General features: G+C 65.8%; 19 protein-coding genes. 5 read left to right on the top strand and 14 right to left on the bottom strand.

Translation table 11 applies throughout. From position 1 onward, the window contains the following. Positions 1 to 67: 67 nt before the first annotated feature. Positions 68 to 1,543, bottom strand: a complete 1,476-nt coding sequence (locus BO1_RS55140; protein WP_245644061.1) for an amino acid permease — start codon at positions 1,541 to 1,543, stop codon at positions 68 to 70. Between the two features lie 251 nt (positions 1,544 to 1,794). After that, a complete protein-coding gene (locus BO1_RS42745) occupies positions 1,795 to 3,210 on the bottom strand; it encodes an NAD(P)/FAD-dependent oxidoreductase (RefSeq protein ID WP_028222812.1) in 1,416 nt (471 codons plus the stop codon). A gap of 418 nt (positions 3,211 to 3,628) precedes the next feature. On the opposite strand from BO1_RS42745, the gene BO1_RS42750 reads away from it, so the two are divergent. From BO1_RS42750 to BO1_RS42760, 3 genes are all read left to right on the top strand, one after another. Beyond that, positions 3,629 to 4,444: an IclR family transcriptional regulator gene (locus BO1_RS42750; protein ID WP_028222813.1), complete on the top strand. Its 816-nt coding sequence runs from the start codon at positions 3,629 to 3,631 to the stop codon at positions 4,442 to 4,444. Positions 4,445 to 4,736: 292 nt separating this feature from the next. Then, entirely contained in the window at positions 4,737 to 6,374 is a 1,638-nt protein-coding gene (locus BO1_RS55145) for a GMC family oxidoreductase (RefSeq protein WP_043288810.1), read from the top strand. An 81-nt stretch (positions 6,375 to 6,455) separates the two neighbouring features. Continuing rightward, positions 6,456 to 7,775: an MFS transporter gene (locus BO1_RS42760; protein WP_028222814.1), complete on the top strand. Its 1,320-nt coding sequence runs from the start codon at positions 6,456 to 6,458 to the stop codon at positions 7,773 to 7,775. 79 nt (positions 7,776 to 7,854) lie between these two features. Here the strand turns inward: BO1_RS42760 and BO1_RS42765 are convergent, their stop codons facing one another. The 4 genes from BO1_RS42765 to BO1_RS42780 all read right to left on the bottom strand — a co-directional run bounded on the left by BO1_RS42765 (position 7,855) and on the right by BO1_RS42780 (position 12,306). Further along, entirely contained in the window at positions 7,855 to 8,856 is a 1,002-nt protein-coding gene (locus BO1_RS42765) for a CobW family GTP-binding protein (protein ID WP_028222815.1), read from the bottom strand. Next, a complete protein-coding gene (locus tag BO1_RS55150) occupies positions 8,853 to 10,565 on the bottom strand; it encodes an amidohydrolase (protein WP_043288811.1) in 1,713 nt (570 codons plus the stop codon). Before BO1_RS55150 ends, BO1_RS42765 begins: the two co-directional genes overlap by 4 nt. A 16-nt stretch (positions 10,566 to 10,581) precedes the next feature. Beyond that, the gene (locus BO1_RS42775; protein WP_028222816.1) at positions 10,582 to 11,991 is read right to left on the bottom strand and encodes a sodium:solute symporter family protein; all 1,410 of its coding nucleotides are present in this window, start codon (positions 11,989 to 11,991) and stop codon (positions 10,582 to 10,584) included. A gap of 114 nt (positions 11,992 to 12,105) precedes the next feature. Then, positions 12,106 to 12,306 (bottom strand): DUF3311 domain-containing protein, encoded by a 201-nt coding sequence (locus tag BO1_RS42780; protein ID WP_028222817.1) that lies wholly within the window; start codon positions 12,304 to 12,306, stop codon positions 12,106 to 12,108. Between the two features lie 286 nt (positions 12,307 to 12,592). On the opposite strand from BO1_RS42780, the gene BO1_RS42790 reads away from it, so the two are divergent. Then, a complete protein-coding gene (locus tag BO1_RS42790) occupies positions 12,593 to 13,510 on the top strand; it encodes an NAD(P)-dependent oxidoreductase (protein ID WP_028222818.1) in 918 nt (305 codons plus the stop codon). 36 nt (positions 13,511 to 13,546) lie between these two features. Here BO1_RS42790 and BO1_RS42795 read toward each other — a convergent pair whose 3' ends face one another. The 3 genes from BO1_RS42795 to sauS all read right to left on the bottom strand — a co-directional run bounded on the left by BO1_RS42795 (position 13,547) and on the right by sauS (position 18,299). Next, the gene (locus tag BO1_RS42795) at positions 13,547 to 14,929 is read right to left on the bottom strand and encodes an MFS transporter (RefSeq protein ID WP_028222819.1); all 1,383 of its coding nucleotides are present in this window, start codon (positions 14,927 to 14,929) and stop codon (positions 13,547 to 13,549) included. Positions 14,930 to 15,138: 209 nt separating this feature from the next. Continuing rightward, positions 15,139 to 16,836 carry an AMP-binding protein gene (locus tag BO1_RS42800; protein ID WP_028222820.1) on the bottom strand — a complete coding sequence of 566 codons (1,698 nt, stop codon included), beginning with the start codon at positions 16,834 to 16,836 and terminating at the stop codon, positions 15,139 to 15,141. After that, positions 16,833 to 18,299: an acylating sulfoacetaldehyde dehydrogenase gene (gene sauS / locus BO1_RS42805; protein ID WP_028222821.1), complete on the bottom strand. Its 1,467-nt coding sequence runs from the start codon at positions 18,297 to 18,299 to the stop codon at positions 16,833 to 16,835. Before sauS ends, BO1_RS42800 begins: the two co-directional genes overlap by 4 nt. A gap of 240 nt (positions 18,300 to 18,539) precedes the next feature. On the opposite strand from sauS, the gene BO1_RS42810 reads away from it, so the two are divergent. Next, complete coding sequence (locus BO1_RS42810) at positions 18,540 to 19,304, top strand: IclR family transcriptional regulator (RefSeq protein WP_028222822.1); 765 nt, start codon at positions 18,540 to 18,542, stop codon at positions 19,302 to 19,304. A 105-nt stretch (positions 19,305 to 19,409) separates the two neighbouring features. Here BO1_RS42810 and tssF read toward each other — a convergent pair whose 3' ends face one another. The 5 genes from tssF to BO1_RS55155 all read right to left on the bottom strand — a co-directional run. Continuing rightward, the gene (gene tssF / locus BO1_RS42815) at positions 19,410 to 21,350 is read right to left on the bottom strand and encodes a type VI secretion system baseplate subunit TssF (protein ID WP_028222823.1); all 1,941 of its coding nucleotides are present in this window, start codon (positions 21,348 to 21,350) and stop codon (positions 19,410 to 19,412) included. Between the two features lie 100 nt (positions 21,351 to 21,450). Further along, positions 21,451 to 21,714 (bottom strand): PAAR domain-containing protein, encoded by a 264-nt coding sequence (locus tag BO1_RS42820; RefSeq protein ID WP_028222824.1) that lies wholly within the window; start codon positions 21,712 to 21,714, stop codon positions 21,451 to 21,453. Positions 21,715 to 22,032: 318 nt separating this feature from the next. Further along, the gene (locus BO1_RS42825; RefSeq protein ID WP_028222825.1) at positions 22,033 to 23,382 is read right to left on the bottom strand and encodes a hypothetical protein; all 1,350 of its coding nucleotides are present in this window, start codon (positions 23,380 to 23,382) and stop codon (positions 22,033 to 22,035) included. 88 nt (positions 23,383 to 23,470) lie between these two features. After that, complete coding sequence (locus BO1_RS62325) at positions 23,471 to 24,151, bottom strand: T6SS effector phospholipase Tle3 domain-containing protein (protein ID WP_456089728.1); 681 nt, start codon at positions 24,149 to 24,151, stop codon at positions 23,471 to 23,473. Continuing rightward, positions 24,055 to 25,904, bottom strand: a 1,850-nt coding sequence (locus BO1_RS55155) for a type VI secretion system Vgr family protein (protein ID WP_156992733.1), incomplete at its 5' end; no start/stop codon positions are given. The genes BO1_RS62325 and BO1_RS55155, both read right to left, overlap by 97 nt.

Raw genomic sequence — 25,904 nt, forward strand, 5'->3', positions numbered from 1 at the left:
TAAGGCCAACCAGGTTGTAACGCTGCCGTATAACGCGCCTGGCACCATCGAGCATCGCCAGATGCCGCTACTCCCCATGAAAGCTACCGGCACCGGTATCAGCCGCATACTGATCCATTGAATTAGCCGGCCAGGTAAGGAAGCTCTGCTCTTCCTCGCGCCCACGGCCACGCCGATGGAACCACGCATAGGCCACCAGCAGCACCGCGAGGCTAACGACACCGAGCCAAAGCGGCTTCCGCTGCTCCGGAATAAACGCCATAGCAACAAGAATGCTAACCATACCGCCAATCGAGAGCCAGGTGAGATACGGAAAACACCACATCTTCACACGCAACTCGCCAACCGCCGTCGCATCGAGACGCTTCCTCAACCGCAACTGCGAAAGCGCAATCAGCAGATAAACAAAGATAGCAACCGTGCCATACGAATTAACGAGAAACGCGAACACGGTATCCGGCGAAACATACGACATGACAACCGACACATACCCAAACACGGTGCCAAGCAGAATCGCCCGAACCGGCACGCCGCGCCGGCTCACCTTCGCGAGCGCCTTGGGCGCGTCGCCATGGCGAGTAAGTGCAAACAGCATGCGCGAGGCGGCATAGAGCCCCGAATTCAGCGCCGAAAGCACCGCCGTCAACACAATCGCATTCATGATGTTGGCAGCAGCAGGCAAGCCCATCACTTCAAGCGCGCTCACATAAGGCGTCGACATCTGCGGCGAATTCCACGGCACGAGCGCAACCACGAGCAGCACCGAGCCCACATAGAACACGAGCACACGGGTAATCACCGAGTTGGTCGCCTTCGCGACAGCCTTCGCGGGTTCGTGCGCCTCGGCCGCCGCGATCGTGACGATCTCCGCGCCGAAGTAAAAGCCCGTTGCCGCTACCGCGCCACTGAGCACCGGCCCTATCCCCTTCGGCATGAGCCCGCCATGGCTGAGCAGCGTCGGCAACACGGCCGTCGTGTGCAGCGAAGAAGGCCACAGCCCCAGCACATACAGGCCACCGAGGAAAAGGAACACAATGATCGCCGCCACCTTGATCGACGAGAACCAGAACTCGAATTCGCCGTAGCTGCCCACCGAGATCAGGTTCGTCGCGCTCAGAAGCACCAGCAGCACGAGACTGATCAGCCAGGCTGGCACGTCAGGTATCCAGAACTGCACGAGCTTCGCGCCCGCCACGGCCTCCACGGCCACCACGATCACCCAGAAATACCAGTACATCCAGCCGGTGAGAAAGCCCGCGAGCTTACCAGGCCCGCGCCAGTTCGCAAACGCGAGCCGTGCATATTCGTAGAACGAACCGACTGCCGGCATAGCACAGGCCATTTCGCCAAGCATGCGCATCACCAGCACCACGAGCCCGCCGGTGATGAGAAACGACAGCACCGCGGCCGGCCCTGTCTGCTGGATTACGACGCCACTGCCAACGAACAGACCCGCTCCAATCACGCCGCCTAGCGCGATCATCGTCATGTGGCGCTGCTTGAGCCCGCATTTCAACTGACTATTGTCCATCGAGGGTTGCATGTCACCTCCAGATTCCAAATCCTGGTTGTTCGGGTGCGGGCGCGTTCGCGGTACTCCGCGAGGGCGCAGCCTGCACGCGCGCCATCCGTGGCGGGGAAGCCTGCGCACCAGCGCATGCCCGTTGCCCGGATGGTTGTTATTCGCTGTTGGTTGATTCGTTGTTCGAACGTGTTGCAGCGCGTGTGCGTGCCGCCAGCCATGACCGCCTAAGCCATGGCCGGGCGGCTCGGACCGAATGGCCCAATCCGCCTTCAGGGCTTCTCGTCGCGCCTGAAGTACTGCAGATAGAGCATGCGCTGCCCGATGCGCCTGAACGGCGCGAACGGGTGGCCGGGCAGCGGCGAGGTGAAGATCGGCAGCGTCTGTTGCGCGCCCTTGCCGGCGATGCGCTCCGCGAGACGCCGTCCGGCCTGCTGTGAATACGATACGCCATTGCCGCCGTAACCGAGCGCGTAATACACGGATTGGCGCGGATCGGGCTGGCACACGCGTGGCATCATGTCGTGACTCACGTCCACCCAGCCCCACCACGAGTAGTCGATCTGCACGCCGCGCAGCGCCGGGAACTTGCGCCCCATGCCTTCCTTGAGCAGCTCGAGGTGGCGCGGATTCGGCGCGTCCTGGCCCGTGATCGCGCTGCGGCTGCCGATCTGCAAGCGACGGTCGGGCAGGAAGCGATAGTAAAAGCGCAGTGTGCGCGTGTCCGTGAGCACCTGGGTCGTGCGGAAGTTGCACGCGGCGATCTCGGCGTCGGTCAGCACACGCGTCACCATCGAGTTCGAGAGGATCGGCATCACCTTGCTGCGCAGCGAGGGATGCAGTGTCTGCGCCGTGTACGCCCCGGTCGCGATGCCGACTGCGCGCGCCCGCACGATCCCGCCCGGCGTGCGCAGGTGATGCACGCCGTTGATGGTTTCCCAGCCCATCACGGGGCTGCTCGTGTGCACCTTCGCGCCGGCCGCGCGCGCGAGGCGCAGATAGCCGAACGCAAGCTTCAGTGCATGGATACCGATGCCCTCGGGCTCGTGCAGCGCGCCGCACGCTTCGTGGTCGTCGATGAATTCGCGGCGGAAGGTCCGTGCGTCGATCAGCTCGGACGGATAGCCGAACACGTCCTTCCAGACCTTCGCCTCGGCGGCGAGCTTGGCCATGATGCGCGGCCGGTGCGCGATCAGGAAGTGGCCGCCCGGCTGCGGATCGCAATCGATCTCGGCGACGAACTCCTTGAAGTGATTGAAGCCCTGCTGGATTTCGTCGTGCATCTTGAGCGCGACGTCCTTGCCCCAGCGCTCGATCCACTGCGAGCGCGACAGGCGGCCCGAGGCGTTCTGCCCCTGCCCGCCGTTGCGGCTGCTGCAGCCCCAGCTCGTGCGGTTCGCCTCGAGCACGACCGCCTTGATGCCGTGCTCGCGTGCGAGGCACAGCGCCGTGGCAAGGCCCGTGTAGCCGCCGCCGATGATCGCGACATCGACGTCGATGTCCTTCGTGACGGGGCCATCGTCGGCCGGCGGGGCGCCCGCCGTGCCAACCCAGTACGTCGGCGCGTAGTCCTTGCCGATCCCGGGGCCGGGCGACACGAGCGGATCGTAGGTGGGGTCGTACCTGGTGGAGCCGGTGTTGCCGCCGACAAAGCCCGTGGCGGTCGGCTCAATGGTGCTGTATCCCATGATCAATGCTCCCCGTCGCTGGCGGTGATCGCCACTGCTTCAAGCGCGGTTGCTGCCGACTGCTTTTTCGTCATGCCTGTCTCCCATCCGATGCTTGTCTCTGATCCGATGCAAACCTGCTTTCTTCTTCGATTCGGTCCCGCACGCCTCGCTTGGCTTGTGCGTTACGTTGAAAAAATTCTAGGCAGACCAAATCTGCGCAGGTAGAACCAGTGGCCTGGTATCGCCTGGTACAGCACGACGCTTCAATGCACTTCTGCATTGGGGGTATCAGGGTAATCCGGTATTTCACCCGACAAACTTTCTGCCAATTCCAGAACGGGGCTAGAAAACTCGAACAATTTGTTCCATTATTCCGCACGCCGCGCATTATCGAACGGCAGAAATAACAGGCCTAAGGAAAACCCGGAGGAGACCTATGCGAGACACCGCCCCAGCGGCGCGCGACGAAGCGTCGACGGACGATGCACGCGTGCTGCGCGCGCTCGTCGTGCTGGAGCAACTGGCCGCGGCGGGCCAGCCGTACACGCTGTCCCAGTTGTCCACGCGGCTGCATATTCCCAAGGCGACGCTGCTCAGGCTCATCGACTCGCTGGAGAGCCGCGGCTACGTGGTCCACATGCCCGATTCGCGCGGACACGATCGCAGCATCGCGCTCGGCCCGCGCGCGGCGCAGCTCGCGCTGGCCACGCTCGCCAACAACACGTTCACGCGCTCGTGCCGCGTGCTGCTGCGCGCGCTCGTGGAAGCGCTCGGCGAAACCTGCAACCTCACGGCGCTCGACGGCGACCGCGTGCTCTATATCGAGCGCGTCGAGACGACGGAGCCGCTGCGCATGGAAATGCGCCCGGGCATGCATGTGCCGCTGCACTGCACCGCCAGCGGCAAGCTCTTTCTCTCGCAAATGACGGCGCTCGAGCGCAACACGCTGCTCGAACGCCTCGTGCTCACGAAGATGACGCATCGCACCCTCACTGACCCGCAGGCGCTCGCGGCCGAGCTCGACCGGCTCGCGGTGCGTGGCATCGGCATCGACAACGAGGAGTTCGTGCGCGGCATGGTGGCCATCGCGGTGCCGGTGCAGGAGCCCGGCAGCAAGCGGGTGCTCGCTGCGCTCGCCGTGCATGCTCCCACTGCGCGCACCACGCTCAACGAGCTGCTGGAAGCCGTTGGCCGCATGCGGGAAACGGCTAGCCGACTCGCGCCGTTGCTGCAGGGGCTGTCGCTGGCATGAACGGGCGTCGAGCCAGCGCGACGTTGCTTTGATTCGCGCACCTGTGTGCCACGGCGGCGCTGCTCCGGCGCCGATTCAGTGCTTTTTCAGCGCGTATTCGGCGGCGCAACGCTCCCGCCACGCCACCGACTTCTGATTCCGTTTCCGCACTTTCCGTTTCACTTTCGGCGTGCCCGCAGCATTCGCGCTTGCGGCCGGTCTCCCTATCCACGACATTGATCCAAAAAACGCGGGACGAGGCGGAACGACCCAATACGCCACGCCGCGCCTGGATTTCGAGGAGACGGGATTCATGGAATACGAAGTCGACTACCTGATCGTCGGCGCCGGATCGGCGGGCTGCGTGCTCGCCAACCGCCTGAGCACCGATCCTCGCAACACGGTGCTGCTGCTCGAGGCGGGCGGAGAAGACTCCAACCCGTGGATCCACGTCCCGGTTGGCTACTTCAAGACCATGCACGACCCCACGCTCGACTGGTGCTATCGCACCGAGCCGGACGAAGGCGTGGCCGGCCGCCAGATCGACTGGCCGCGCGGCAAGGTGCTCGGCGGCTCGAGCTCGCTCAACGGCCTGCTCTACGTGCGCGGACAACGTGAGGATTACGACCGCTGGGCCGCGCTCGGCAACCGCGGCTGGCGTTACGCCGACGTGCTCCCCTACTTCAAAAAGTCCGAGGATCAGGAGCGCGGCGCGAACGAATGGCACGGCACCGGCGGCCCGCTGAAGGTCTCCGATCTGCGGCTGCGCCGCCCCATTGCCGATCACTTCATCGCCGCCGCGCAGGACATCGGCATTCCGCTCAACCAGGACTACAACGGCGCGAGCCAGGAAGGCGTCGGCTATTTTCAGCAAACGGCGTACAAGGGTTTTCGCTGGAGCACCGCGAAGGGCTTTCTCAAACCGGCGCGGCATCGCAGCAACCTGATCGTGGCGACGCGCGCGCAAGCGTGCCGGATTTTATTCGAAGGGCGGCGCGCGGTGGGCGTGGAATACATGCAGGATGGCGAGCGCAAGCGGGCACGCGCGCGCGTCGAAGTCATTCTCGCTTCCGGCGCGATCGGCTCGCCGCAGATTCTTCAGCATTCCGGCGTGGGCCCCGCGCAAGTACTGCGCAATGCCGGCGTACCCGTGCTGCACGAACTGGCTGGTGTCGGACAGAACCTGCAGGACCATCTTCAGGTGCGGCTCGTGTTCCGCACCCGCGAGCGCACCCTCAACGACGAAGTCAATCACCCGCTGCGCAAGGCGTGGATCGGGCTGCAATACGCGCTCTGGCGCACCGGGCCGCTCACGCTCGCTGCAAGCCAGGTGGCGATCTTCACGCGCTCGCGCCCCGACGTCGCGCGCCCCGACATCCAGTTCCACATGCAACCGCTCAGCGCCGACAAGCCCGGCAAGGGCGCGCATCCGTTCTCGGCCTTCACGGCGTCGGTCTGCCAGTTGAGGCCGTACAGCCGGGGCAGTGTCGAGATCCGTTCGGCCGACCCGCTCGCGTATCCGGCCATTCAAGCGAACTATTTGTCCGACGAGCGCGACCATCCCGTCGTGATCGGCGGCATCAGGGTGGCGCGCCGCATTGCCGATGCGCCTTCGCTGGCGCCGCACATCGTCTCCGAGTTCGTGCCGGGCGCGCAGTACCAGACCGACACCGAGCTGCTGGAGGCGGCGCGCCGCTACAGCCAGTCCATCTACCACCCGGCGGGCACCTGCAAGATGGGCCACGATGCGCTGGCCGTCGTCGACGACCGATTGCGCGTGCACGGCCTCGGCGGCCTGCGCGTGGTGGACGCGTCGATCATGCCGGAGCTCGTCTCCGGCAACACCAACGCCCCCGTCATCATGATCGCCGAGAAAGCCGCCGACATGATTCTCGAGGACCACCCGGCGCCCGCCACACAGCGAAAGGAGCACGTCGAAGCGCACGTCTGATGCGCGCAATCACGCGGAGCAAGCAGGACGCAGGACGCAACAACAACAAAGGATACCTGATCATATAATCTGGAGACAGCCATGAACGCATTGCCTCGGGCCGACGCCCGGCAGATGAGACGCGTGGTCGTCGCGAGCCTGATCGGCGCGACCATCGAGTGGTATGACTTCTTCCTCTACGGCGTGGTCGCCGGCATCGTTTTCAACAAGCTCTATTTTCCGGGCGGCGATCCGCTCATATCGACGATGCTCGCCTATGGCACCTTCGCCGTCGGCTTTCTGAGCCGCCCGCTCGGCGGGATGATCTTCGGCCACTTCGGCGACCGGCTAGGCCGCAAGAGCATGCTGGTGATGACGCTTTCCATCATGGGCGTGGCCACCGTGCTGATCGGCACCGTGCCCACCTATGCGCAGATCGGCCTCTGGGCGCCGTCGCTGCTGCTCGTCCTGCGCGTCGCGCAGGGCCTGGGTCTCGGCGGCGAATGGGGCGGCGCCGTGCTCATGGCGTTCGAATACGCGCCCGAGGGCAAGCGCGGCTTCTATGCGAGCATTCCGCAGATCGGCCTTGCGATCGGGTTGTGCCTCGCCTCGGGCGTGGTCGCCGTGCTCTCTTCCACGCTCAGCAATGCGCAGTTCCTCGCCTGGGGCTGGCGCGTCGCGTTCTTCCTCTCCTTCGCGCTCGTGGCCATCGGCATGTATATCCGCCTGCGCGTGATGGAAACGCCCGAGTTCGAACGCGTGAAGCAGTCGGGCGCCGAGATCCGCGTGCCGATTGCCGAGGTGCTCACCCGCTACCCCGGCAACGTGCTCGCGGGCATGGGCGCGCGCTTCATCGACGGCGTGTTCTTCAACGTCTTCGCCGTGTTCACGATCGCCTACCTCACGCAGACGCTCAAGCTCTCGCGCACCGACGCCCTGCTCGCCGTCATGGCCGCCGCCTTCGTGATGATCTTCACGATTCCGTTGTTCGGCCGGCTCTCGGATCGTGTCGGCCGCACGCGCATCTATTTCTGGGGCTCGCTGCTCACGGGCTTCTCCTCGTTCTTCGGCTTCTGGCTCATGAAGCACAGTGGCGGTGAGCCCTTGCTCGTGTGGATCGCCGTGATCATTCCGCTCGGCGTCGTGTATGCGTCGGTGTACGGGCCCGAGGCGGCGCTCTTCGCGGAGCTTTTCGACGCCAATGTGCGTTATTCCGGCATCTCGTTCGTTTATCAGTTCTCCGGGATCTTCGCGAGTGGCATCAGCCCGATCATGGCGACATGGCTGCTGCAGCGCAATGGCGGCGACCCGTGGCTGATCTGTGTCTATACACTGTGCGCGGGTCTGGTGAGTGCGCTTTCGGCCGCCTGGGTGGGGCGTCGGCAGGTCGCGCGGCGCGTGGCGATGGGTGGGGCGCGGTAGACCCGTCTATAACGCGTGCATTCGCGCATGAACCGGATGTGGGCCGTGCGCGCCGGGCCTGCCCGGCGCCACGCGGCACTTACGCCTGCACGGCCTGAAGGACGCACTCGTGGAGACCATCGCGCAACATCGCTTCGGTCTCCATATCGATGAAGCCGATGAACACGATTGTGCTCTCCGCACCCTCGCTCCCCTGCTCGCTTTGCGTCGCCGCCGTCATGCGCAGCCGCCGCGCCGCCACCTGGCAGACGCGCGTGCTGATATCGCCCTGCGCATCGGCAACGCGCACGAATCCCTTCGCGCGCAGGACCGTGCGCGGCAGCGCCTTGAGCCACGCCCGCAGGCGCGCCTTGTCCAGCACTTCGGGCACGGCAATCGCCACGCTCGTGAAGGCCGGCATCGGCGGCCCCACGGCCCGGCGCTGCCAGCGCCCCGCGTCGGCGAGCGCGCGCCGCTCGGGCACGCTGGCGTCGAACAGCAGCGCGAGCGGCACACGCCCGTGATCGGCGGCCACGACGATATCGGTGGGCGCGAGCGCCCGCACGTCGGCGACGGCCCGCTCGCGCGCCCCCGCCTCGATCAGGTCGAGCTTGGTGACGATCACCGCGCTCGCGCTGTCGATCTGCTGCTGCGCCATCGCGCCCACGAGCGGATCGGCGAGCGTGTGCACGAGCTCGAGCGCGTCGGCGATCACGAGCACCGCGGTGAGGCGGAACGCACCGTTGAGCAAGCCCACCTGCGCGATCTTCGCCGGGTCCGACACGCCGCTCGCCTCGATCAGCAGCAGATCGGGCCGGTCCGCGCGCGCGGCCACGCGCCCGAGTGCGTCGACGAGCGCGCCGCCTATGGTGCAGCAGATGCAGCCGTTGTCGAGCTCGATCACGTCGTCGCTGCGCGCGCGCACGAGCCTTGCGTCGATGTTCACGGCGCCGAAGTCGTTCACGAGCACCGCGATGCGCTTGCCGTGCGGCGCCTCCAGCAGGCGGTTGACCACGGTAGTCTTGCCCGCCCCGAGATAGCCGCCGACCACGGCCAGGTCGATCGGCCCAAGCACGGGCGATGACGCGGCGGCGGCTTTCATCGCGGCGCGCGCAGCACACGTCCGCCGAGCACCGTGCCCCACACGGGCACGTCCTTCAGGCGCTCGGGCGCACAGGTGCTCGGGTCTTCGTCGAGCACCGCGAAATCGGCGAACTTGCCCACCTCGATGCTGCCGATCAAATGATCGAGACGCAGCGTATAGGCGGCGCCCAGCGTGATCGCGTGCAGCGCCTCTTGCACGCTCAGGCGCTCCGCCTCGCCGAGCACGCGCCCCGATGCCGTCTCGCGCCGCACCGCGCACCATGCCGTGAAGAGCGGGCTCAGCGCCGTGATGGGCGCATCCGAATGCAGCGCGTACGGAATGCCCATGCGCTGCGCCGAGCCCGCGGGATCCATGCGGTTCGCCCGGTCCGGGCCCATGGTCTGGCTATAGTGCGCATCGCCCCAGTAGTAGAGGTGATTCGCGAAGAAGTTCACGCACAGGCCGAGCGCGCGAATGCGCCGCAATTGCGCCGCGTCGGCCATCTGGCAGTGCTGCAGCGTGTGCCGGTGATCGGGGCGCGGGTGCCGCGCTAGCAAGGTTGCGAGCGCATCGAGCACGACCTCGGTTGCCTCGTCGCCATTGGTGTGGATATGCAGCTGCAACCCCGCGCAATGGTACGGTTCGAACACCTCGACCAGCTGCTCGGGCGGAATCAGCCAAAGCCCGTTGGGCTGCCCGCCCGCGTAGCCGGGCCAGCGCACGCGCGCGGTGAAGCCCTGGATCGATCCGTCGACGATGAACTTCACGGGCCCGAAGCGCAGCTTGTCGGTGTTGCCCGCCATGGCCTCCAGCACGCCGGCCGCGCGCTGCGCGGGATTGCGCTGCGGCGCGAACGCGGGCACGATCCGCACCGGGTAGTCGGGATCGGCCGTCACGCTGTGCAAGGTCCGGTTGCCCTCGGGCGAGAGGTCGTTGACGAGATCGGTGGCCGTCGTCACGCCGGCGAGCTGCGCCACGCGCCCGAAATTCCAGACCGCGTGCGGCTTTTCGCTGGCCGCAATCGCGAGCTTGCCGCCTATCACCTGATAAATCGGGAACATCGCGGCGAACTCCTGCAGCTCGCCCGTGGGCTGGCCGTCTGCATCGCGCGCGATGCCGTCGATGTCCGTGTCCTCGTCGATGCCCGCCAGCGCGAGCATCGCGCTATTCACGTTCATCAAGTGCACGCTCGCGTGCAGGATCGCAATCGGGCGGCTCGCCGAGACCGTGTCGAGCTCGCGCGTCGTGAGTCGCGACGCGCCGAAGTAGATCGGATCGAAGCCCCAGGCGAGCAGCGGGCCGTCGTCGGTCATGGCGCGCCCGGCTTCGGCCAGACGCGCGAGCACCGCATCGAGCGAGCGCAGGCCGGGCCACAACGTGCCGTCCGGGCCGCGGCGGTCGTAGTAGCCCACATAGGCCGCGTCCCATACCGCGCCTTCCATCAGGTGGCAGTGCCCTTCCACGAGCCCGGGCATCAGCACTTTGTCGCCCAGCGTCTCGTCCAGTGCATACGCACCGAATTGCGCCTTCCACTGCGCGGCGTCTTCGCGCGTGCCCACCGCGAGAATGCGGCCGTCGCGCACGGCCACATGCGTTGCGTGCGGCTGGCCCGGGTTGAGCGTGAGGATGCGGCGCGCCGCGAATACCGTGACCGGTCCAGCCGCGTCGGCTGACTGGCGGGACCGTGCGGTCTGTACTGCCGACGAAGACGATGCGTGCGGATTCATTGACAGGCTCGACTCTCTATGAATGGTGAACGGGATCGGGCATCGCATAGCGCCGCCCGGACGGCCGCATCAGGATGTGCCCCACAAAGACCACGAGCACATTCACGCCAAGGCACACGAGCCCCAGATTGATGCCGCCGAAGCCGATATGCAGCGCGTAGCATACGATCGCGAGCCCCTGGCCGCAGAGGATGCCGGCCGCCACCGCGCCGGGCCGCACGCGGCGCCGCGCAAGCAGGATCAGCATGCCGGGCAGGAACTGCGTGATGCCATAGTACGTCGTGTTGATGAGCGAGAGCATGAGATTGGGCGTGAGCAGCGTGGTCGTGATCGACACCATCAGATAGGCCACGATCACGAACTTCGCGGTGCGCTTCTGGCGCGCCTCGGGCAGGTTCGGCATGAGGTTGCGCGTGACGATCGGCCCGATCGCAAGGCAGATGCCCGCCAGCACGAGCAGCCCCGAGAGCGCGGCGCCCGCGGCGACGAAGCCGAGCAGCCAGTCGGGCAGCAGATGGACGGCCGCCGCGAAGAATGCGTCGTTGGGCGAGGCGAGCTTCAGGTTCGCGCTGATCGCGTAGTACGAGGCCACCACGAGGAACGGATACATGAACATGTAGAGCGGCATCGCGATCTGCGTGCGGCGGATCGTATTGGGCCCGCGCGCGGTGAAGAAGCCTTGCGCAGCAAACGGCATCATGTAGAAGCCGAGCGACTGGAACAGCATCGTGCTCATGGAGAAGCGCAGTTGCGGCGCGCTCATGGCGTTGCTGACCTGGTGGCTTGCAGCCTGGAACACTTCGTGGGTGCCGCCCGCCATCCATGCGGCGGCCACGCCCGTGACGACGATCGCGAGCAGCATCAGGATGTCCTTGAGCACGGCGATCCAGGCCGAGGCGCGCACGCCGGAGATGGCGATATAGGTGAAGGCGAGCGCCGCGCACACGACAATCAGCCAGACCGGCTGGACGTGCCAGCCCAAGCCCTTGAGCGCGGCGGCGAGGCCCGTGAACTGCAGCTCGCCCCAGGGGATCAGGAACAGAATCGATGAGCCCGCGACGATCAGCTCGAGCGCGCGGCTGCGGTAGTGCCCCTTGAAGAGGTCCGCCTGCGTGATCGCGTTATGGAGCTTGCCGGCCTCCCAGATGCGTGGGCCGATGAAGTAGCCGATGGGGTAAGCCAGCAGGATATAGCCGAGGAACCAGACGCCATAGGTCGGCCCCTTCGCGTAGATGCCACCCGGAAAGCCCACCATCGTGCCGATGCTGTAGATCTCCCCCGCCGTGAGGAAGAACACGAGCGCGACGCCGAACTGGCGCGAGGCGACGAAGAAGTCGTGCACGCTCTGCTTGCCGTGGCCGCGCCGGGAGCGGATGGCGAGGTACAGCGAAAACGCGATCAGGAGGGAAAAGACGAGAGTGGACATGCACGGCACTCCGCAATGGCGACATCAGGATGGGCGGCGGGGAACGTGGCGAGCGGGCTGGTGGGTTGCCATGTTTCTCGCGCGGGTCGGGGCCGGCTTGCGCCGGCGAACGGCTCAAGCGTCGTTCGCGTAGCGGTGCCGGTCGAAGCAGCGCCAGCAGATGAAGAGACACGCGGAGGTCAAGCCGAACCAGGCGAAGATCCACGCGTAAATGAAGGGCACGCCGAAGACATAGCGATCCTGCGCGGCCACCCAGGGCAGCATGCCGACGACGCCCAGAAAAGGAATACCGATTCCGATCAGATACTTGAGCACGGGTGTCTCCATTAATCGAGCGCACCGGGTACGGCCCCATGCTTCGCGGTCGACCCGAGATCGTCATACTGTTTATGAGTCGAGTATGGGCGGACAAAAACACCGGCCGTTAGTACCAGATGCGCGCAATCGTTGAGTCCAAGATACGTCGCGACGAGGAGAAGCCGACGGGCGGGAGCGCGAACAGCACCACCAAAGGCCAACCAAAGGCCAACCAAAGCCCCCTGGCGATAGCTGACATAATGAAGCCCGCCCCTTTCTTCACACTTCACCGCAAGGAGCCACAGTGAGCCAATCCGCAACCTCGCCCACACCCAACCCGGTACGCCGCGTCGCGTTTCTGGGGCTCGGCGTGATGGGCTATCCGATGGCCGGCCATCTCGCGAAGGCCGGGCTCGACGTGACCGTCTACAACCGCACCGGCGCCAAGGCCGCGCAATGGGTCGCCGAATACGGCGGGCGCTCGGCCGCGACGCCGCGCGAAGCGGCCCAGGGCGCCGAGCTGGTGCTCGCGTGCGTCGGCAACGACGACGACCTGCGCAGCATCGCGCTCGGCCCGGACGGCGCCTTCGCCGGGATGGCGCGCGACACCGTGTTCGTCGACCACACGACCGCCTCGGCCAACGTGGCGCGCGAGCTCGCGGAGAGCGCCGCGCCGCTCGGCCTGAATTTCATCGACGCGCCGGTTTCGGGCGGCCAGTCGGGCGCCCAGAACGGCAAGCTCACAATCATGTGCGGCGGCGACGCCGCGAGCTTCGCGCGCGCCGAACCCACGCTCGCCCACTATGCGGCGGCCGTCACGCTGATCGGCACGGCGGGCGCCGGACAGCTTGCGAAGATGGTCAATCAGATCGCCGTCGCCGGCGTCGTTCAGGGTCTCGCCGAGGCGATCAACTTCGGCGAGCGCGCGGGCCTCGACATGGCGCTCGTGCTCGACGTGATCGGCAAGGGGGCCGCGGCGAGCTGGCAGATGGACAACCGCGGCCAGACGATGATGGCGGGCAAGTTCGACTATGGCTTCGCCGTGGACTGGATGCGCAAGGATCTCGGCTTTTGTCTGGACGAAGCGAAGCGCAACGGCGCGGCGCTGCCAGTCACCGCGCTCATCGACCAGTTCTACGGCGACGTGCAGCGCCTCGGCGGCAGCCGCTTCGATACCTCGAGCCTGATCTGGCGCCTGCGCAAGCTCGACGGCGGCGCGTAGCGCCCTGGCGTCCCCGCGCCGTAACGCCTTAGCGCCTTAACGCCACCACCGCAGCGGCCGCCGCAAGGTGTGCCGCTCGAGCCGCACCGCGGGCATCGAGTCGAGGAACGCGAAGGCGCCGGCCTCCGCGGTGCCCATGCGCCGCTCGCGCTCCTCGTCGGCTTCGACGGTGCGGCCCGGATCGATGAAGAGCGCCGCGACGATGCCGAGCGCGAGCAGCCCCGCCGAGATGGTGAACGGCACGTTATAGCTGCCGGTGCGCTCGATCAGGTAACCGAACACGACGGGCGAGACCATGCCGGCAATGCCGAAGCCCGTGTTCATCATGCCGCCCGCCGTGCCTGCGTATTTACCCGCGATGTCGAGCGGCAGCGTCCACAGCACCGGGTTCGTGATCTCGAGGAAGAAGAACGACGCGGAGAGAAAGATCACCGCGACCATCGGGTTGGTGGCGGACACCATGGGCAGCAGGAACGCGAGCGAGCCGCCCATGCCGGTGACGAGCACCGCGCAACGCGCGAAGCGCAGGCGGCCCGTCCATTTGAAGAGCCGGTCCGAAACGACGCCGCCCAGCGTGTCGCCCACTACGCCCGCGAGCAGCGGCAGCGCCGTGAAGAGCGCGAGCTGCTTGAGGTCGAAGCCGCGCGACTCCTTCAGATAGGAAGGCAGCCATGTCAGATAGACCCACAGCAGCCAGCCGTAGCAGAAGTCGACGAACGTGACGAGCCACATGCGCCGCACGAGCTTGCGCCACGGCGTGGGCATGCGCTTCGCGCGCTCGCAGTCGCCGCGCCGGTACCCGATCTCGGCGGTCTCCTCCGGCGTGACGCGGCGGTTCTGCTCGGGCGAATTCGTGAATATGCACAGATAGAGCACGGTCCACGCAAGGCTTGCGACGCCGAGCAGGATAAAGGCGTCGCGCCAGCCGCCCGCGACCACCACCGCGAGCACGAGCGGCGGCGTGATCGCACCGCCGAGGCGCGCGAAGCTGTGCGTGATGCCCTGCGCGAAGCCGCGCTCGCCCACTGGCATCCAGTACGTGAACGCGCGCGTGGCGGTGGGGAACGCCCCGCCCTCGCCCACGCCTAACGCGAAGCGCAGCAGCACCAGCATCGTGACACCGCCGGCAAAGCCCGTTACGAGCGTCGCGACGCCCCAGATCAGCGAAAGCACCGTGAGCACGAGCTTGGGACCGTACTTGTCCGAGAGCCAGCCGCCGATGATCTGCATCGCGGCGTACGGATACGCGAACGCCGAAAACACGAGGCCGAGCTGCACCGTGGTGAGGCCCATTTCGTGGCGGATCAGCGGCCCGGCGACTGCGATATTCACGCGATCGATGTATGAGATGAAATACATCAGACACATGACCGCCAGAATGATATGGCGCGTCTTGATACGCTGCGCGTGCTGTTTCATGGTGTCTCCTGTCGGCCAGAATTGGCGCTTTAGCGCCTTACGCTGGCCCCATGCAACGCATGTCGATCAGGGTTGCCGCTTTAGCGGCTCACTCTGGTCCCATGCAGGATGGTTGCTGTGTCTCTATCTTGTGCGTTTTCTTCTGCATTTCCTTGTGCACTTCGCGCCCCGGTTGGGTAGCCGGGGCAAGCGGCGTGTGCAGATGAACATCAACCGCTGGCGGGCGCCACGAGCTTGAGCCGCTGGACCTTGCCCGAGGGGCCGCGCGGCAGCTCGCTCACGAAGCGGAACTCTTTCGGTGTCTTGTAGCGGCCCAGCTCGCGCAGGCAATGCGCGCGCAGCTCGGCGGCGGCCGGCGCGCCCTGCCAGTGCGCCTCGCGCGGCACCACGAACGCGACGATCTCCTGGCCGTAGGCGGGGTCGGGCACGCCAACGGCGGCCGCGTCCAGCACGCCCGGATGGCGCAGCAGCGCCTCGTCGATCTCGCGCGGCGCGATGTTCTCGCCGCCCTTGATGATCAGCTCCTTCGAGCGGCCGTTGATGTAGAAGTAGCCCTCGTCGTCGCGATAGCCGAGGTCGCCCGTGCGCAGCCAGCCGTCGGCGGTAAACGCCTTCGCGGTGTCCTCGCCACGCTTGTAGTAGCCGCGCATGACCTGCTCGCCGCGCAGCACGATCTCGCCGCACTGGTTTGGCGCGCACTCGCGGCCTTGCCCGTCGATCACGCGCGCCTCGCTGCCCGAGGGCAAGCCGATGCTGCCGACCCGGCGCCGCGATACCTCATACGGATTGCTGAATACCGGCGCGGCGGTTTCGGTCATCCCCATGGTCTCGATCACGCCAATCCCGAAGCGCGCCTCGAATGCGCGATGGTGGTCGGCGGGCAAGGCCGCCGAAGCGCTGCGGCAGAACTTCAGCGCCGAGAGATCGAGCCCGCGCGGATCGTCGGCATTCAGCAGATAGGCGACGATCGTCGGCACGACGTTGATCCATGTGCAGCCGTACCGTGCTGCGTCGCGCCAGAACGTGCGGGCCGAGAAGCGCGGTGTCAGCACGGCCGAGCCCGCGTGAAAGAGCGGCGCGAGCAAGGTCACGACGAGGCCGTTGATGTGGTAGAGCGGCAGCGAGGCGAGCACGCGGTCTGCGGCGCCAAGACGATGCTCGGCGCTGATGTTGCGCGCATTCGCGTGCAGATTCTCGTGACTCAGCAGCACGCCCTTGGGCGCGCCGGTCGTGCCGGAGGTGTACATCAGGAGCGCGATGTCGGTGGCTTTGGCGTGTGCGTGTGCGTGTGCGTGTGCGTGTGCGTGTGCGTGTGCGTGGGCGTCCTCGAACTCATGGCCGGCGCCGGACCACGCGGGCGCGCAATCTGCCGCCGCCGTTTCCAGCGCAGGCAACGGCGGTAGCACTGGCAGTTCGACGGCGTCCGGCTCGGTGCGCACAAGCGCAACGTCGCGCCTCATGCCCTGCTGGCCCGGCTCGCGCAGCGCGGCGAGCGCCGCCGCGAGCGCGCCGCTGGTCTGTGCGCACGCGAAAATCATGCGCGAATCCGAATGCTCGACGATATAGGCAAGCTGGGACGGCTGGCACAGCAGGTTCAGCGGGTGCGCAACCAGCCCGCTATACATCGCGCCGAGCAGCAGTGTGGCCGTCTGGATGCCGTTGCCCATCATCACCGAAACGACGTCGCCCGGCTTGAGGCCGGCCTCGCGAAAGCGCGCTTCTAGCGCGCGGCAACGCGCGTGCAATTCGCCGAAAGTGAGCATCGCGCCAGCGTGGTTTTCATCGGCGACGTCGGCGCTATCGGCACCATCGGCGCTTTCATCGGGCGCTGCCAGCAGGAAGGGCTTGTCCGGGTACTGCGCGGCGCGCATCTCGATCAGCGCGCGGATCGTCGCGGGCGCGCTCATTGGCCGAAGCTCCGGAAATAGTCGCCGAGCAGCGCATCGAGCTCGGGCACGCGCTCCTCGATCGGATACGCCACGCGCGTGATGTTCAAATACTGGCGAAAGCCGAGATTGCTCGAAAAGTTGTTGCGGCCCCACGTCCCGCAGCCCATCGAGAGCGAGAACGGCAGTCCGTTGTCGAAGTTGCCGCCCGTCGCGAAACAGTGCGCCTGGTTGACGATCACGCGCGCCACCGGCAGCGTCGAGCCCAGCGTCACGGCCGCGTCCGGCTCGCCCGTATGCAGCCCGACCGAGTGGCCGGCGCCCATGTAGGCATAGAGGCTGCGCACGATGGCCGCGGCAGCGTCGAAATCGCGTGCGCGATAGACCGTGAGCACGGGCGCGAGCTTCTCGCCCGAGAACGGGTGGCTCGCGCCGAAGCCGGTCTCCTCCACCATCAGGAACGCGGGCTCGCGCGCGGCCAGGTCGTGGAGCCCCGCGGTGCGCGCGATCTCAGCCGCGGATTTCGCGGTGCAGCGCGCGGCGAGCTTGCCGTCGCTCCACATCGCCGCCTGCAATTGCGCCTTCTGCTGTGCGTCGAGCAGCACCCCGCCGCAGGCGGCCAGTTCGCGCAGCATCGCTTCGTAGACGGCTTCGTCGATCACGACGCTGTTCTCCGACGAGCAGCTCGTCGCGTTGTCGAAGGTCTTCGAGGCGGCGATCTTGTGCGCCGCATCGCAAAGATCCGCCGTGCGCGTGACGATCGACGCCACGTTGCCCGCCCCCACCCCAAAAGCCGGCGTGCCGCTCGCATAGGCCATGCGCACATTCGCCTGCGAACCCGTCGCCACCACCAGGTCGGCCTCGCGCATGAGCGCGGCCGTTGCGGCCTTGCTCACCGGCGCGCTCAGCATCTGCACGAGCGCCGGATCGAGCCCCGCCTTCGCGAACTGCGCGTGAATGAACTCAATCAAGAGCGCGCACGCGTCATAGCCCTTCGGCGAGGGCGCGACGATCACTGCATTGCCGCATTTGAGCGCGTTGACGATCTTGTTGGCCGGCGTGGCGGCCGGATTCGTGGAGGGCGTGATGGCCGCCACCACGCCGACCGCGCGCGCGATCTCCACGATGCCCGTGGCCTCGTCGCGCGCAATCACGCCGCAGGTCTTCTGGCCATGCAGGTCGCGCAAGAGCCCTAGTGTCTTGCGGTAGTTCTTGCGGAATTTGTCGTCGGCATTGCCGAGGCCCGTGTCGCGCACCGCCTGCTCGGCGAGCCGGCGGTTGCGCGAGGGCTCCATGATCGCCCACGCGGCCGCCGCCGCCGCGGTGTCGAGCGTCTCCTGTCCGGCAAACTCGAAGGCTTGCTGCGCGGCGCGCGCGCGTGCGATCTGGCGCGCTATCCGGGCCGCGGCTTCGGCCTCGGCCTGTGCCCCGGGCGCCGCGGATTCGCGCGCTCCGGCGGCGGCAAGGGTGTCCCTGACATTCATCGGCTGCACTCCCGAAACGAAAAGTTGGCTGTAGTGCCAATCTATTCATCGGCGCGCGGCTGCGAGTCCCGTTTCCCGTGCAAACGCCCACTCGCGCCAGCGGCGCAGCGGAAAATGCAGATTTCGGGACTTTCCATAGTCCCGAAAAATGCGCCGCGCGATGCACAATAGCGGCACGCAGTACTGCAGAGCATTCGGCGCATACCTGCGCCTGCCGATTTGCATGGGATGGGAGCTCGCGTGTCGACCTCGAATCAATCGAATGCCGCAGCGGTGCGCGCGTTCCGCGTGCTGGAAACGCTCGCCCAGGCGGGCCAGCCTTTATCGATGATGGATCTCGTGCATGCCCTCGATCTGCCCAAGCAGACCGTGCACCGGATCCTCGCTCAGCTCACCGACGCCTGGCTCGTCACGCGCGGCGCGAACGACAAGCTCTACGAGTGCTCGGCGCGCGTGCGCATGATGGCCGTGAACGTGCTGATGCACGCCGGACCGGCCGCGGCGCGCCACGTGCTGCTCGAAGAACTCGTCGAGAAGATCGGTGAGACTTGCAACCTCACGATGCTCGCGGGCAACGACGTGGTCTATGTGGACCGCGTGGAGACCGAATGGCCGCTGCGCATGCATCTGCAGCCGGGCTCGCATGTGCCGCTGCACTGCTCCGCGAGCGGCAAGCTGCTATTGAGTTTTTTGCCCAAGGAGCGCCGCGAGCGGATGATCGAAACGCTGCCGCTGCGTGCCCATTCGGAACGCACGATCACCGACCGCGACGCGCTGCGCAAGGAACTCGCAGCCACGCGCCGCCGCCAGCTCGCGATCAACAATCAGGAGCACCTGCAGGGCTTGATCGCGATCGCGGTACCGGTGATGCTCGAGCGCAACCGCGCCTGCGCGGCCATTGCCGTTCAGGCGCCGGTCGGGCGCGTCACACTCGACGATCTCCTCGCGTTCGTGCCCGACCTGCGGCACGCCGCCGAGGAAACGGCGAAAACGTTCTGCGCGTAAAGGCTCACGCCAGAAAGGAAATAGCACCGCAGTGCGTGCGGCCATGGCGAGCGGCGCTGCCGGTCACCGCGCTCGTCGATCAGGATTGTGGATCAGGCGCTGCGCCTAAACCAGCGCAGACGTGCCGCGCAACAGCTGGCCACGCGCCAGCTCCGAGCCGTTGTGTGCAGAAACCAGCACGAGCTGCGCGAAGCTGTTCTCGGGCGCGTACCGGACGAACACGCTTTCAAGCACGCGCGCGAAGGTGCTGAGCGCGTAACCCGCGAGTACGGAATCGTCAATGCTCAGGCGAACGCGCAGCCCGCGTTCGAGCCGTGAAAGCGGTTCTTCGACGATCCACTCCATGGCGGTTTCGCTCGCGAGCCCGACGATCGCATCGATATGCCTCGGCGCGGGCTGCGACACCTGGGGAACGTGGCCCGAGAGCAGTTCCTTCAGCGCCGGCAGTCCAGCCTGGTTCAGGCTGAACGTTCCGGGCGAGAGCATGGTGACGAGGTTCCAGTAGCGGCCCGGTTTTTCCGGCCGGGGCAGGCTGGCCGTCGGCTTTCGCAGCATGACAATGCGGCTTGCCGAGTCATAGTCGGCCTTGTCAAAGTCGCCGCCAGGCTTGCCCGGGTTGATCTCCGCGGGCAGATTGCGGTTTGTGCAGCGCAGATCCGCATCGATCTGTTCGATGCCCTCTGGCTCGATGAGGCGGCCGTCGAGGCCGACGAGCGACAGCAGCGTGTCTTGCCCGGCAAAGAATTCCGGCAGACGTTCGTCGCGCTCCACCTTCCAGAAGAAAGGTTCGCGCTTGCCAGACCGATGGGTGTCCGCATAGTGGCCCAACGACTCGAACCCTGGAATCGTCACGGTCGACGCGCCATTCGCGCCCTGCACTTGCGCCCGGACCGCATCCACGGTCCAGATCGCGGTTCGCTCCAGCGAAAGCTGGCCCGGCACGAGTGGATAGACCGGCGTTGTGCTGTCCTTGATCGAAACCAGAGCTGCCGGGCACGGAAAGAGATTGATGGCCGGCGTACACGACAACCGGAAACTGGTGGATCGCAGTGCGCCCAGCGCGCGTGCGGCGAACGAGTCCGGGTGCAGACCACGCACGGGGACATGCAGGCTGACGCGGCTGCGCGGGCCGGCGCCGCGCAGCAGGGCCGCGAAATCAATGTCGATGAAGTCGAACTTCTGTGGAAACGCGAAATATTCGAGCACGAGGCGAAACGGCGAACGCCGCCGGCCAGCACGCTCGATCAGCGCATCTTTGTCGTCGAAGCCGGCGAGGCTGACCGGCACCTGCGGCAGCGCTGTCCATCGCCCGCTTGCGTCGACCTCGACAAACGCGCCGGGCGCGCGCTGCAGCAACGCGTCGATGGCAGCGGCAACGACCGGTTGGTCGCCGTCCACGAAAACACGAAGTGTGTCCGGTGAAATGCCCCGCAGGTCGGTGCCAGCGACCGATGCTGCGAAGGTAATCGAAATGATGCCGGTTGTGTCCTCGGGCAAGCGCACGCTGGATGGCGCGGCTGACGGGAGGCGATAGCCGGCGTCCGCGATCCGCAGCGGCGCGAGCGTGACTTCGTATGCGGTCTCGAAGTGATATCCCTCCGCGTCGTTCTTCTTCTCGGCTTTGGCCTCGGTCGTGCTCCTGGCCTCGGTCCTGGAGTCGGTCCTGGAGTCGGACTTCGAGTCGGTCGCGATCGGGATCACTAGTTTCGCGCGTCGCCCGATGACCGCCGGTTTCGTCAACTGCTCGACCTTCTCGCTGCTTTCGAAACAAGCAATCGTGCAAGATGGAAACGGACGCAGATATTCAGGGTAGGCCACTTCGAGCAACGGCTTCGTGAATTCGGGGACGTCTTCTTCGAGACGCGCGGTGATGCGCGCGTTGAGCAGTGCAGCGGCCTCGATCATCCGCTCGACCTGTGGATCTTCCGAGCGCTGGCCGGAGATCGACAAGCGCGCGGCGACCTTGGGATACCGCTCGGCAAATTCGGCAAGCGAAGCGCGTAGCTGGCCGAGTTCCCGCTCGTAGGATGAAATCAGATCGTCCATCGTGGCTCTGGATTGATAAGGATGACTACTTTTTACCATGGCTGATAGACATGCCAGTGTCTGCAGTTCGAACGGCAGTGGCCCGGAGGAACGCTCCCCGTCAGGCCAGGCCGGACGACGCTACGCTGGAGATCAGCGTAGCGCCGCACGAGGTTTTATGGCCGTCGAAGGCAACCGCGCGGCCCTCGATCTGGACGTTGTTGTCGCCTTCGATGATCACGCAGTGACCGTGCCCGTCCATCGGACATATGCACTCATCCCCTACGCAGGCGACCTCGCGGCCCATGACGGTCGAGTTCTCCCGTCCGGTTGTCACCTTGCCTCCGTGCGATGTCGAATCGCCGATACGGATGACGCCTCGCATGCTTGCTTCTCCCTTTGCTGATCGTTTATCGGATGTGCGGGCTGGTGCCCTCCGATCGGACTGACTCGACAGTTCTACTCGTTCGCGGCCTTGTTGGCGGCATCGGGCGAACTCGCCATCACAATGCTTGCCGCATGGCCGGCGTTCTCCGCTCGTGCCCCTCGTGATTTCGTGCTGTGGGGGGCGGCTTTTCAAGCATGGCGGCCATTAAACAACAAAGCCCAAGTGGGGAACCTGGGCTTTGTCAACCTTCATGTTTTCCAGAGCGCGGGGTTGGGTCTTTTCAGACTTCAGCCAATTCCGCGCATAGACTGCTCTTCACTCGGTGTAGCCCTGGATCGGGTATGTCTTGCCATGCAGACGCCCCCACCACGGCAGGTATGCATTGTTCTCGCCGCGCGCGCGGAACCAGTCTTTGTCGGGGTCGATCGCTATGAGCTTTTCGGGCGGCACGACCACGACCGCCGTCAGGTGCTTCGGATCGGTGGTGCCCATGACGAGCGTGTTGCCGCCCAGGTGATTGGACCGGCCGATCGCCAGCACCACGTCGGTCAGCGCCGTGCCCGCGCCCATCTCGCCAAGCAGCGCCGGCGTGTTGAAGGTCTGCTTCAGGTACTCGAACTCCGGCAGCGTGACCGTCAGCGTGCGGCCCAGTGCGCCGACCCGCTCGGAGGCTGCGTCGCTGCCCCGTCCGGCATCGTGGATCACGTACTGGATGTCGGTCACCGCCACGTTCGCGTTGCGCGCTGCCGCCTCGATCGCGCTTTGCCACGCCTGCACGGTGCGCGTCGTGCCGGCCTTCACCTCGAAGTCGTCGACGCTCGCGCTTGCAGCACGGCCGATCCAGGCCAACGGGTCACGCCCGGTGTCCAGCTTGGGGCCCGCCAGGATCAGCAGCACCATGTTTTCGTTCATCTGCATGTCCTTCGGCGGGAAGCTCGGTGAATCCCAGTTCATCACCCAGACGCTCTCGGTCGGGTGCGATTGCAGGTAGTCGAGCGCCGCGTTCAGCGACGTGAAACCGGCATTCGGACCGCCGGGTGTCACGTGAACGTCGGGCGGAGTGTCTTTCGACCAGAGGTCCGTGAAATGCGGGTTCCCGATGTTGAAATCGGAGATGATCTCCTTTCGCAGAAAGTCCCCTGCCTTGATGGGGTCAAGCCTGCCGAAGGGGATCGCGTACTCGACGTGAATGCCGGCCAGTTCGCGCCACTTGCGCTTGTTTGACGGCGCAACCGTGTAGAAGTAGGACGGATTCATCGCATAGCGATCCATGAACAGCAGGAGCAGTTTGTTGACGTACTTTTCGTGGAACCCCTCGAACGTCTCTTCCCCAAAGACGCCGTTCGCGACAATGGCCACAGACTGCAACGACGTAAATTTCGCCGGCTTGGCCCGCACCATGTCGTCGTTGCGGTTCGGCTTCACTAGCCCCAGCGTCCACAGCGTCTGCCATTCGGTCGGATAGTCGCGGCGTTGCAGCGGGTTGAGCCATTCAAGCCCCACGACCTGCGCGAGAAACGGTTTGCCGGCATCGTCCGCCGACGTCGTGCCCGCTCCCGGCGTGGCTGCCGTGGCGTCTGGCATAACGTATGAAGTCGCAAGCGAGAATACCGCGAGTGCCATCAGGCCCGGTATCAGCACCAGTCGTTTCATCAGATCGCCCATTGTCAGCAAGCGTCGAGGGCGGAAACCTGAAGCCCTCGTTCCTGTTTAGATCCTTCTTTTCCGATCGTTCATCGGATGTGCGGGCTAGTTACCCCAGATCGGACTCACCGCGCGGTTCTGCTCGTTCACGGCCTTGCTCGCTGCATCGGGTGACGGTCACCGTTTCATCGGGATCGAAGCGTCGGATTTCGCGAATCAGCATCGCAAGGCGCACCGCCGCGAGCACGTAGTAGGTGCGCTCCGGGCTCGTCGCGCTGTACTGGTAGTCACTCATCCCCAACATGGAAGCCCCCCTGTTACCGAGGCTCTGCTGAAAACCCGGCCCGTACATCTCGGGAATGTTCGTCGTGGCGTTGTTGAACATCCCGCCGCCTTTTGCGAAATGCTTGTCCAGACGGTTCCCGTAGATATCCTGATACTGCCCGCGCAGCGTTGTGGGATGCTCCTCGCCGCCCCTGATCTTGTCTGAAGCCGCGCGATAACCCCAGTAGAACGGGATCAGCATGCTGTGGGTTTTCCTGTCTCCGTTCGTGACGCCGGTACGCTGGAACTGGTATGTATCCGGGTCATACTTGATATTCGCCCATCGGTCGAAGCTCTTTTGATCACTCTTGTGCTTGATCGCCTCCCTGAACTGCTCACCATAGCGTCCCGCCCGCAGGTCATTGCGGCTCAGGCGCTCGTTAAGCCCCGCGCATACGTGACATGCGTCCTCGGCGTGACATTCACGGAGCCCGCCTGCGCACCGAACGCCATCAACGCCTGCGATCCATCGGCCGGCGCGGCCACTCCGTTCTCCGAACGCCCAACCCCAGGCGACCAGTTTTTGAATGCGTCCGCAACGGCCGTCTGGCCACCCGCATCGGCCGCCTGTCCGCCGTGCTGCCCGGCATAGTCGCCCAGCGCCTTGAACAGCTCCATGCATTCGCCAAGCAACTGCAGCAGCTCCTGCCGGTCGAGCTGATCACCGCCCGCCTGCATATACGCGTAAGTCGTCAGCATCATGCCCTGCGCGGCCCTCAGCGCCGCAGCGGCATCCGTGGCCAGCTCCGCGCCCTCGCCCCGCTTCACGCCCTGTCCGTTCTCGCGTAGGTGCGTGAGATACCCCAGGTTCAGCTGCGACGCCGCATGCTCGCTCGCCAGCTGCGCACTGATCTGCGCAGGCGTATCGTCCAGGCGCAGCTGGTTGTACCGCCGGCCGCTGATTTCGCGTGAGCGCATGCCCGAGAGGTAGCGGTTGCCCGGCAGATTGCCAGTACCGCTGAACGTCGCCGGCATGTTGTAGCCATTGCTTAGCACTCCCGCGATATACATCTTGTCGGGATCGCCGTTCGCGAAGTCCAGCAGGACCTCCATGCCCGCTCGCAGCGGCATCTGCTGGCCGAAGCAGTCGCCCGCCCAGCCCGACAGCACCCGCACCCACGCGCTGTCCGCCGGCGTGCCGCTCGTGCCCGCGCCGCTGGCGTGCGCGTGGTCGGCACTGGCGATCCCCTGGATCTGCACCTTGTGCCGTCCGTATTCGTCGGTGTAGACCTGCTCGCCATCGGGCGCGACCACCTTGCCCGTCACCGGGTACACGCGCGGCAGGTCGACGCGGGGATCGTAGACCGGCGCCAATGGCGTGCCGCGCGGCACGCCGCTGAACGTGTTCTCGTAGCGGCTCGCGGTCGACCCGTCGAATGCCGTCGGACGCGCCCGCGTATCGACCGACAGGGGCGCCATCACGGACGGCCAGCGACTCGCCGTGAAGAGCGCCTGCACGCGCTCGTTCAGGTCCTTGGGCAGGTTGTTCTCGCCGCTGTGATGCAGCGACGTGATGACAATGCGACGCTGCAGTTCCGGCAACCGATCAAGCTCCGGATGCCCCGACACCCTGATCCAGAAGCCGACCTCGAGATCGCGCACGCCGCTCGCGCCGTTGACGCTGGTCGAGCGTGCACCGTGGGACCACAGCCGCGCGAAGCCGATGCGCTCGTAGTCGTCCGATGAATCGGCGAAATGGGGCGAATCGATCCGGACATCGGACAGCAGGGCTGCGAGATCATTGCCCGCCGGCCCCTGGTCGACGCGGGTCGTCGCGCCCACCAGGCTGACCATGCCGGGCTTGAAGTCCCAGCTCGCCCGCCGCATCGAGCCCGACACGAGCTGGCGCCCCATGGTCAGGTGCGTGATGGCATCGCGTGTTCCGGTGGCGGCATCGGGGTGCCAGGCAACCGTGCCGACGTCTGCTTCCCTGAGCTTGACGGCGTTGTCGAACAGCATCAGGGTGTGGAACGGCCACGTCGCGAGGTCGGTATTATCCCGGCTGTCGCCGGCGCGGATAAACCATGCAATCCCTTCTCGGCGGCACAGGCGGCGGACAAAATCCGCATCCGATTCGTCGAACTGGAGTGTCTGCTCGCGCACGGGATATTTCGACGTGTCCAGATTCGATATATCGACATTGAACGTTCCACCAAGCGTGGTGCTTCTGCGGCGCCATTCCTCCACGAGCGTCTGGATAATACCGACGACGCTTTTTG

The sequence above is a fragment of the Paraburkholderia oxyphila NBRC 105797 genome (genome assembly GCF_000685075.1).
In the GTDB taxonomy this organism is placed as follows: domain Bacteria; phylum Pseudomonadota; class Gammaproteobacteria; order Burkholderiales; family Burkholderiaceae; genus Paraburkholderia; species Paraburkholderia oxyphila.

Excerpts from the sequence above, each read along its gene's own strand:
- BO1_RS55140 (WP_245644061.1), bottom strand. The coding sequence starts at position 1,543 with ATGCAACCCTCGATGGACAATAGTCAGTTGAAATGCGGGCTCAAGCAG.
- BO1_RS42745 (WP_028222812.1), bottom strand. The coding sequence starts at position 3,210 with ATGGGATACAGCACCATTGAGCCGACCGCCACGGGCTTTGTCGGCGGC.
- BO1_RS42750 (WP_028222813.1), top strand. The coding sequence starts at position 3,629 with ATGCGAGACACCGCCCCAGCGGCGCGCGACGAAGCGTCGACGGACGAT.
- BO1_RS55145 (WP_043288810.1), top strand. The coding sequence starts at position 4,737 with ATGGAATACGAAGTCGACTACCTGATCGTCGGCGCCGGATCGGCGGGC.
- BO1_RS42760 (WP_028222814.1), top strand. The coding sequence starts at position 6,456 with ATGAACGCATTGCCTCGGGCCGACGCCCGGCAGATGAGACGCGTGGTC.
- BO1_RS42765 (WP_028222815.1), bottom strand. The coding sequence starts at position 8,856 with ATGAAAGCCGCCGCCGCGTCATCGCCCGTGCTTGGGCCGATCGACCTG.
- BO1_RS55150 (WP_043288811.1), bottom strand. The coding sequence starts at position 10,565 with ATGAATCCGCACGCATCGTCTTCGTCGGCAGTACAGACCGCACGGTCC.
- BO1_RS42775 (WP_028222816.1), bottom strand. The coding sequence starts at position 11,991 with ATGTCCACTCTCGTCTTTTCCCTCCTGATCGCGTTTTCGCTGTACCTC.
- BO1_RS42795 (WP_028222819.1), bottom strand. The coding sequence starts at position 14,929 with ATGAAACAGCACGCGCAGCGTATCAAGACGCGCCATATCATTCTGGCG.
- BO1_RS42800 (WP_028222820.1), bottom strand. The coding sequence starts at position 16,836 with ATGAGCGCGCCCGCGACGATCCGCGCGCTGATCGAGATGCGCGCCGCG.
- sauS (WP_028222821.1), bottom strand. The coding sequence starts at position 18,299 with ATGAATGTCAGGGACACCCTTGCCGCCGCCGGAGCGCGCGAATCCGCG.
- tssF (WP_028222823.1), bottom strand. The coding sequence starts at position 21,350 with ATGGACGATCTGATTTCATCCTACGAGCGGGAACTCGGCCAGCTACGC.
- BO1_RS42820 (WP_028222824.1), bottom strand. The coding sequence starts at position 21,714 with ATGCGAGGCGTCATCCGTATCGGCGATTCGACATCGCACGGAGGCAAG.
- BO1_RS42825 (WP_028222825.1), bottom strand. The coding sequence starts at position 23,382 with ATGGGCGATCTGATGAAACGACTGGTGCTGATACCGGGCCTGATGGCA.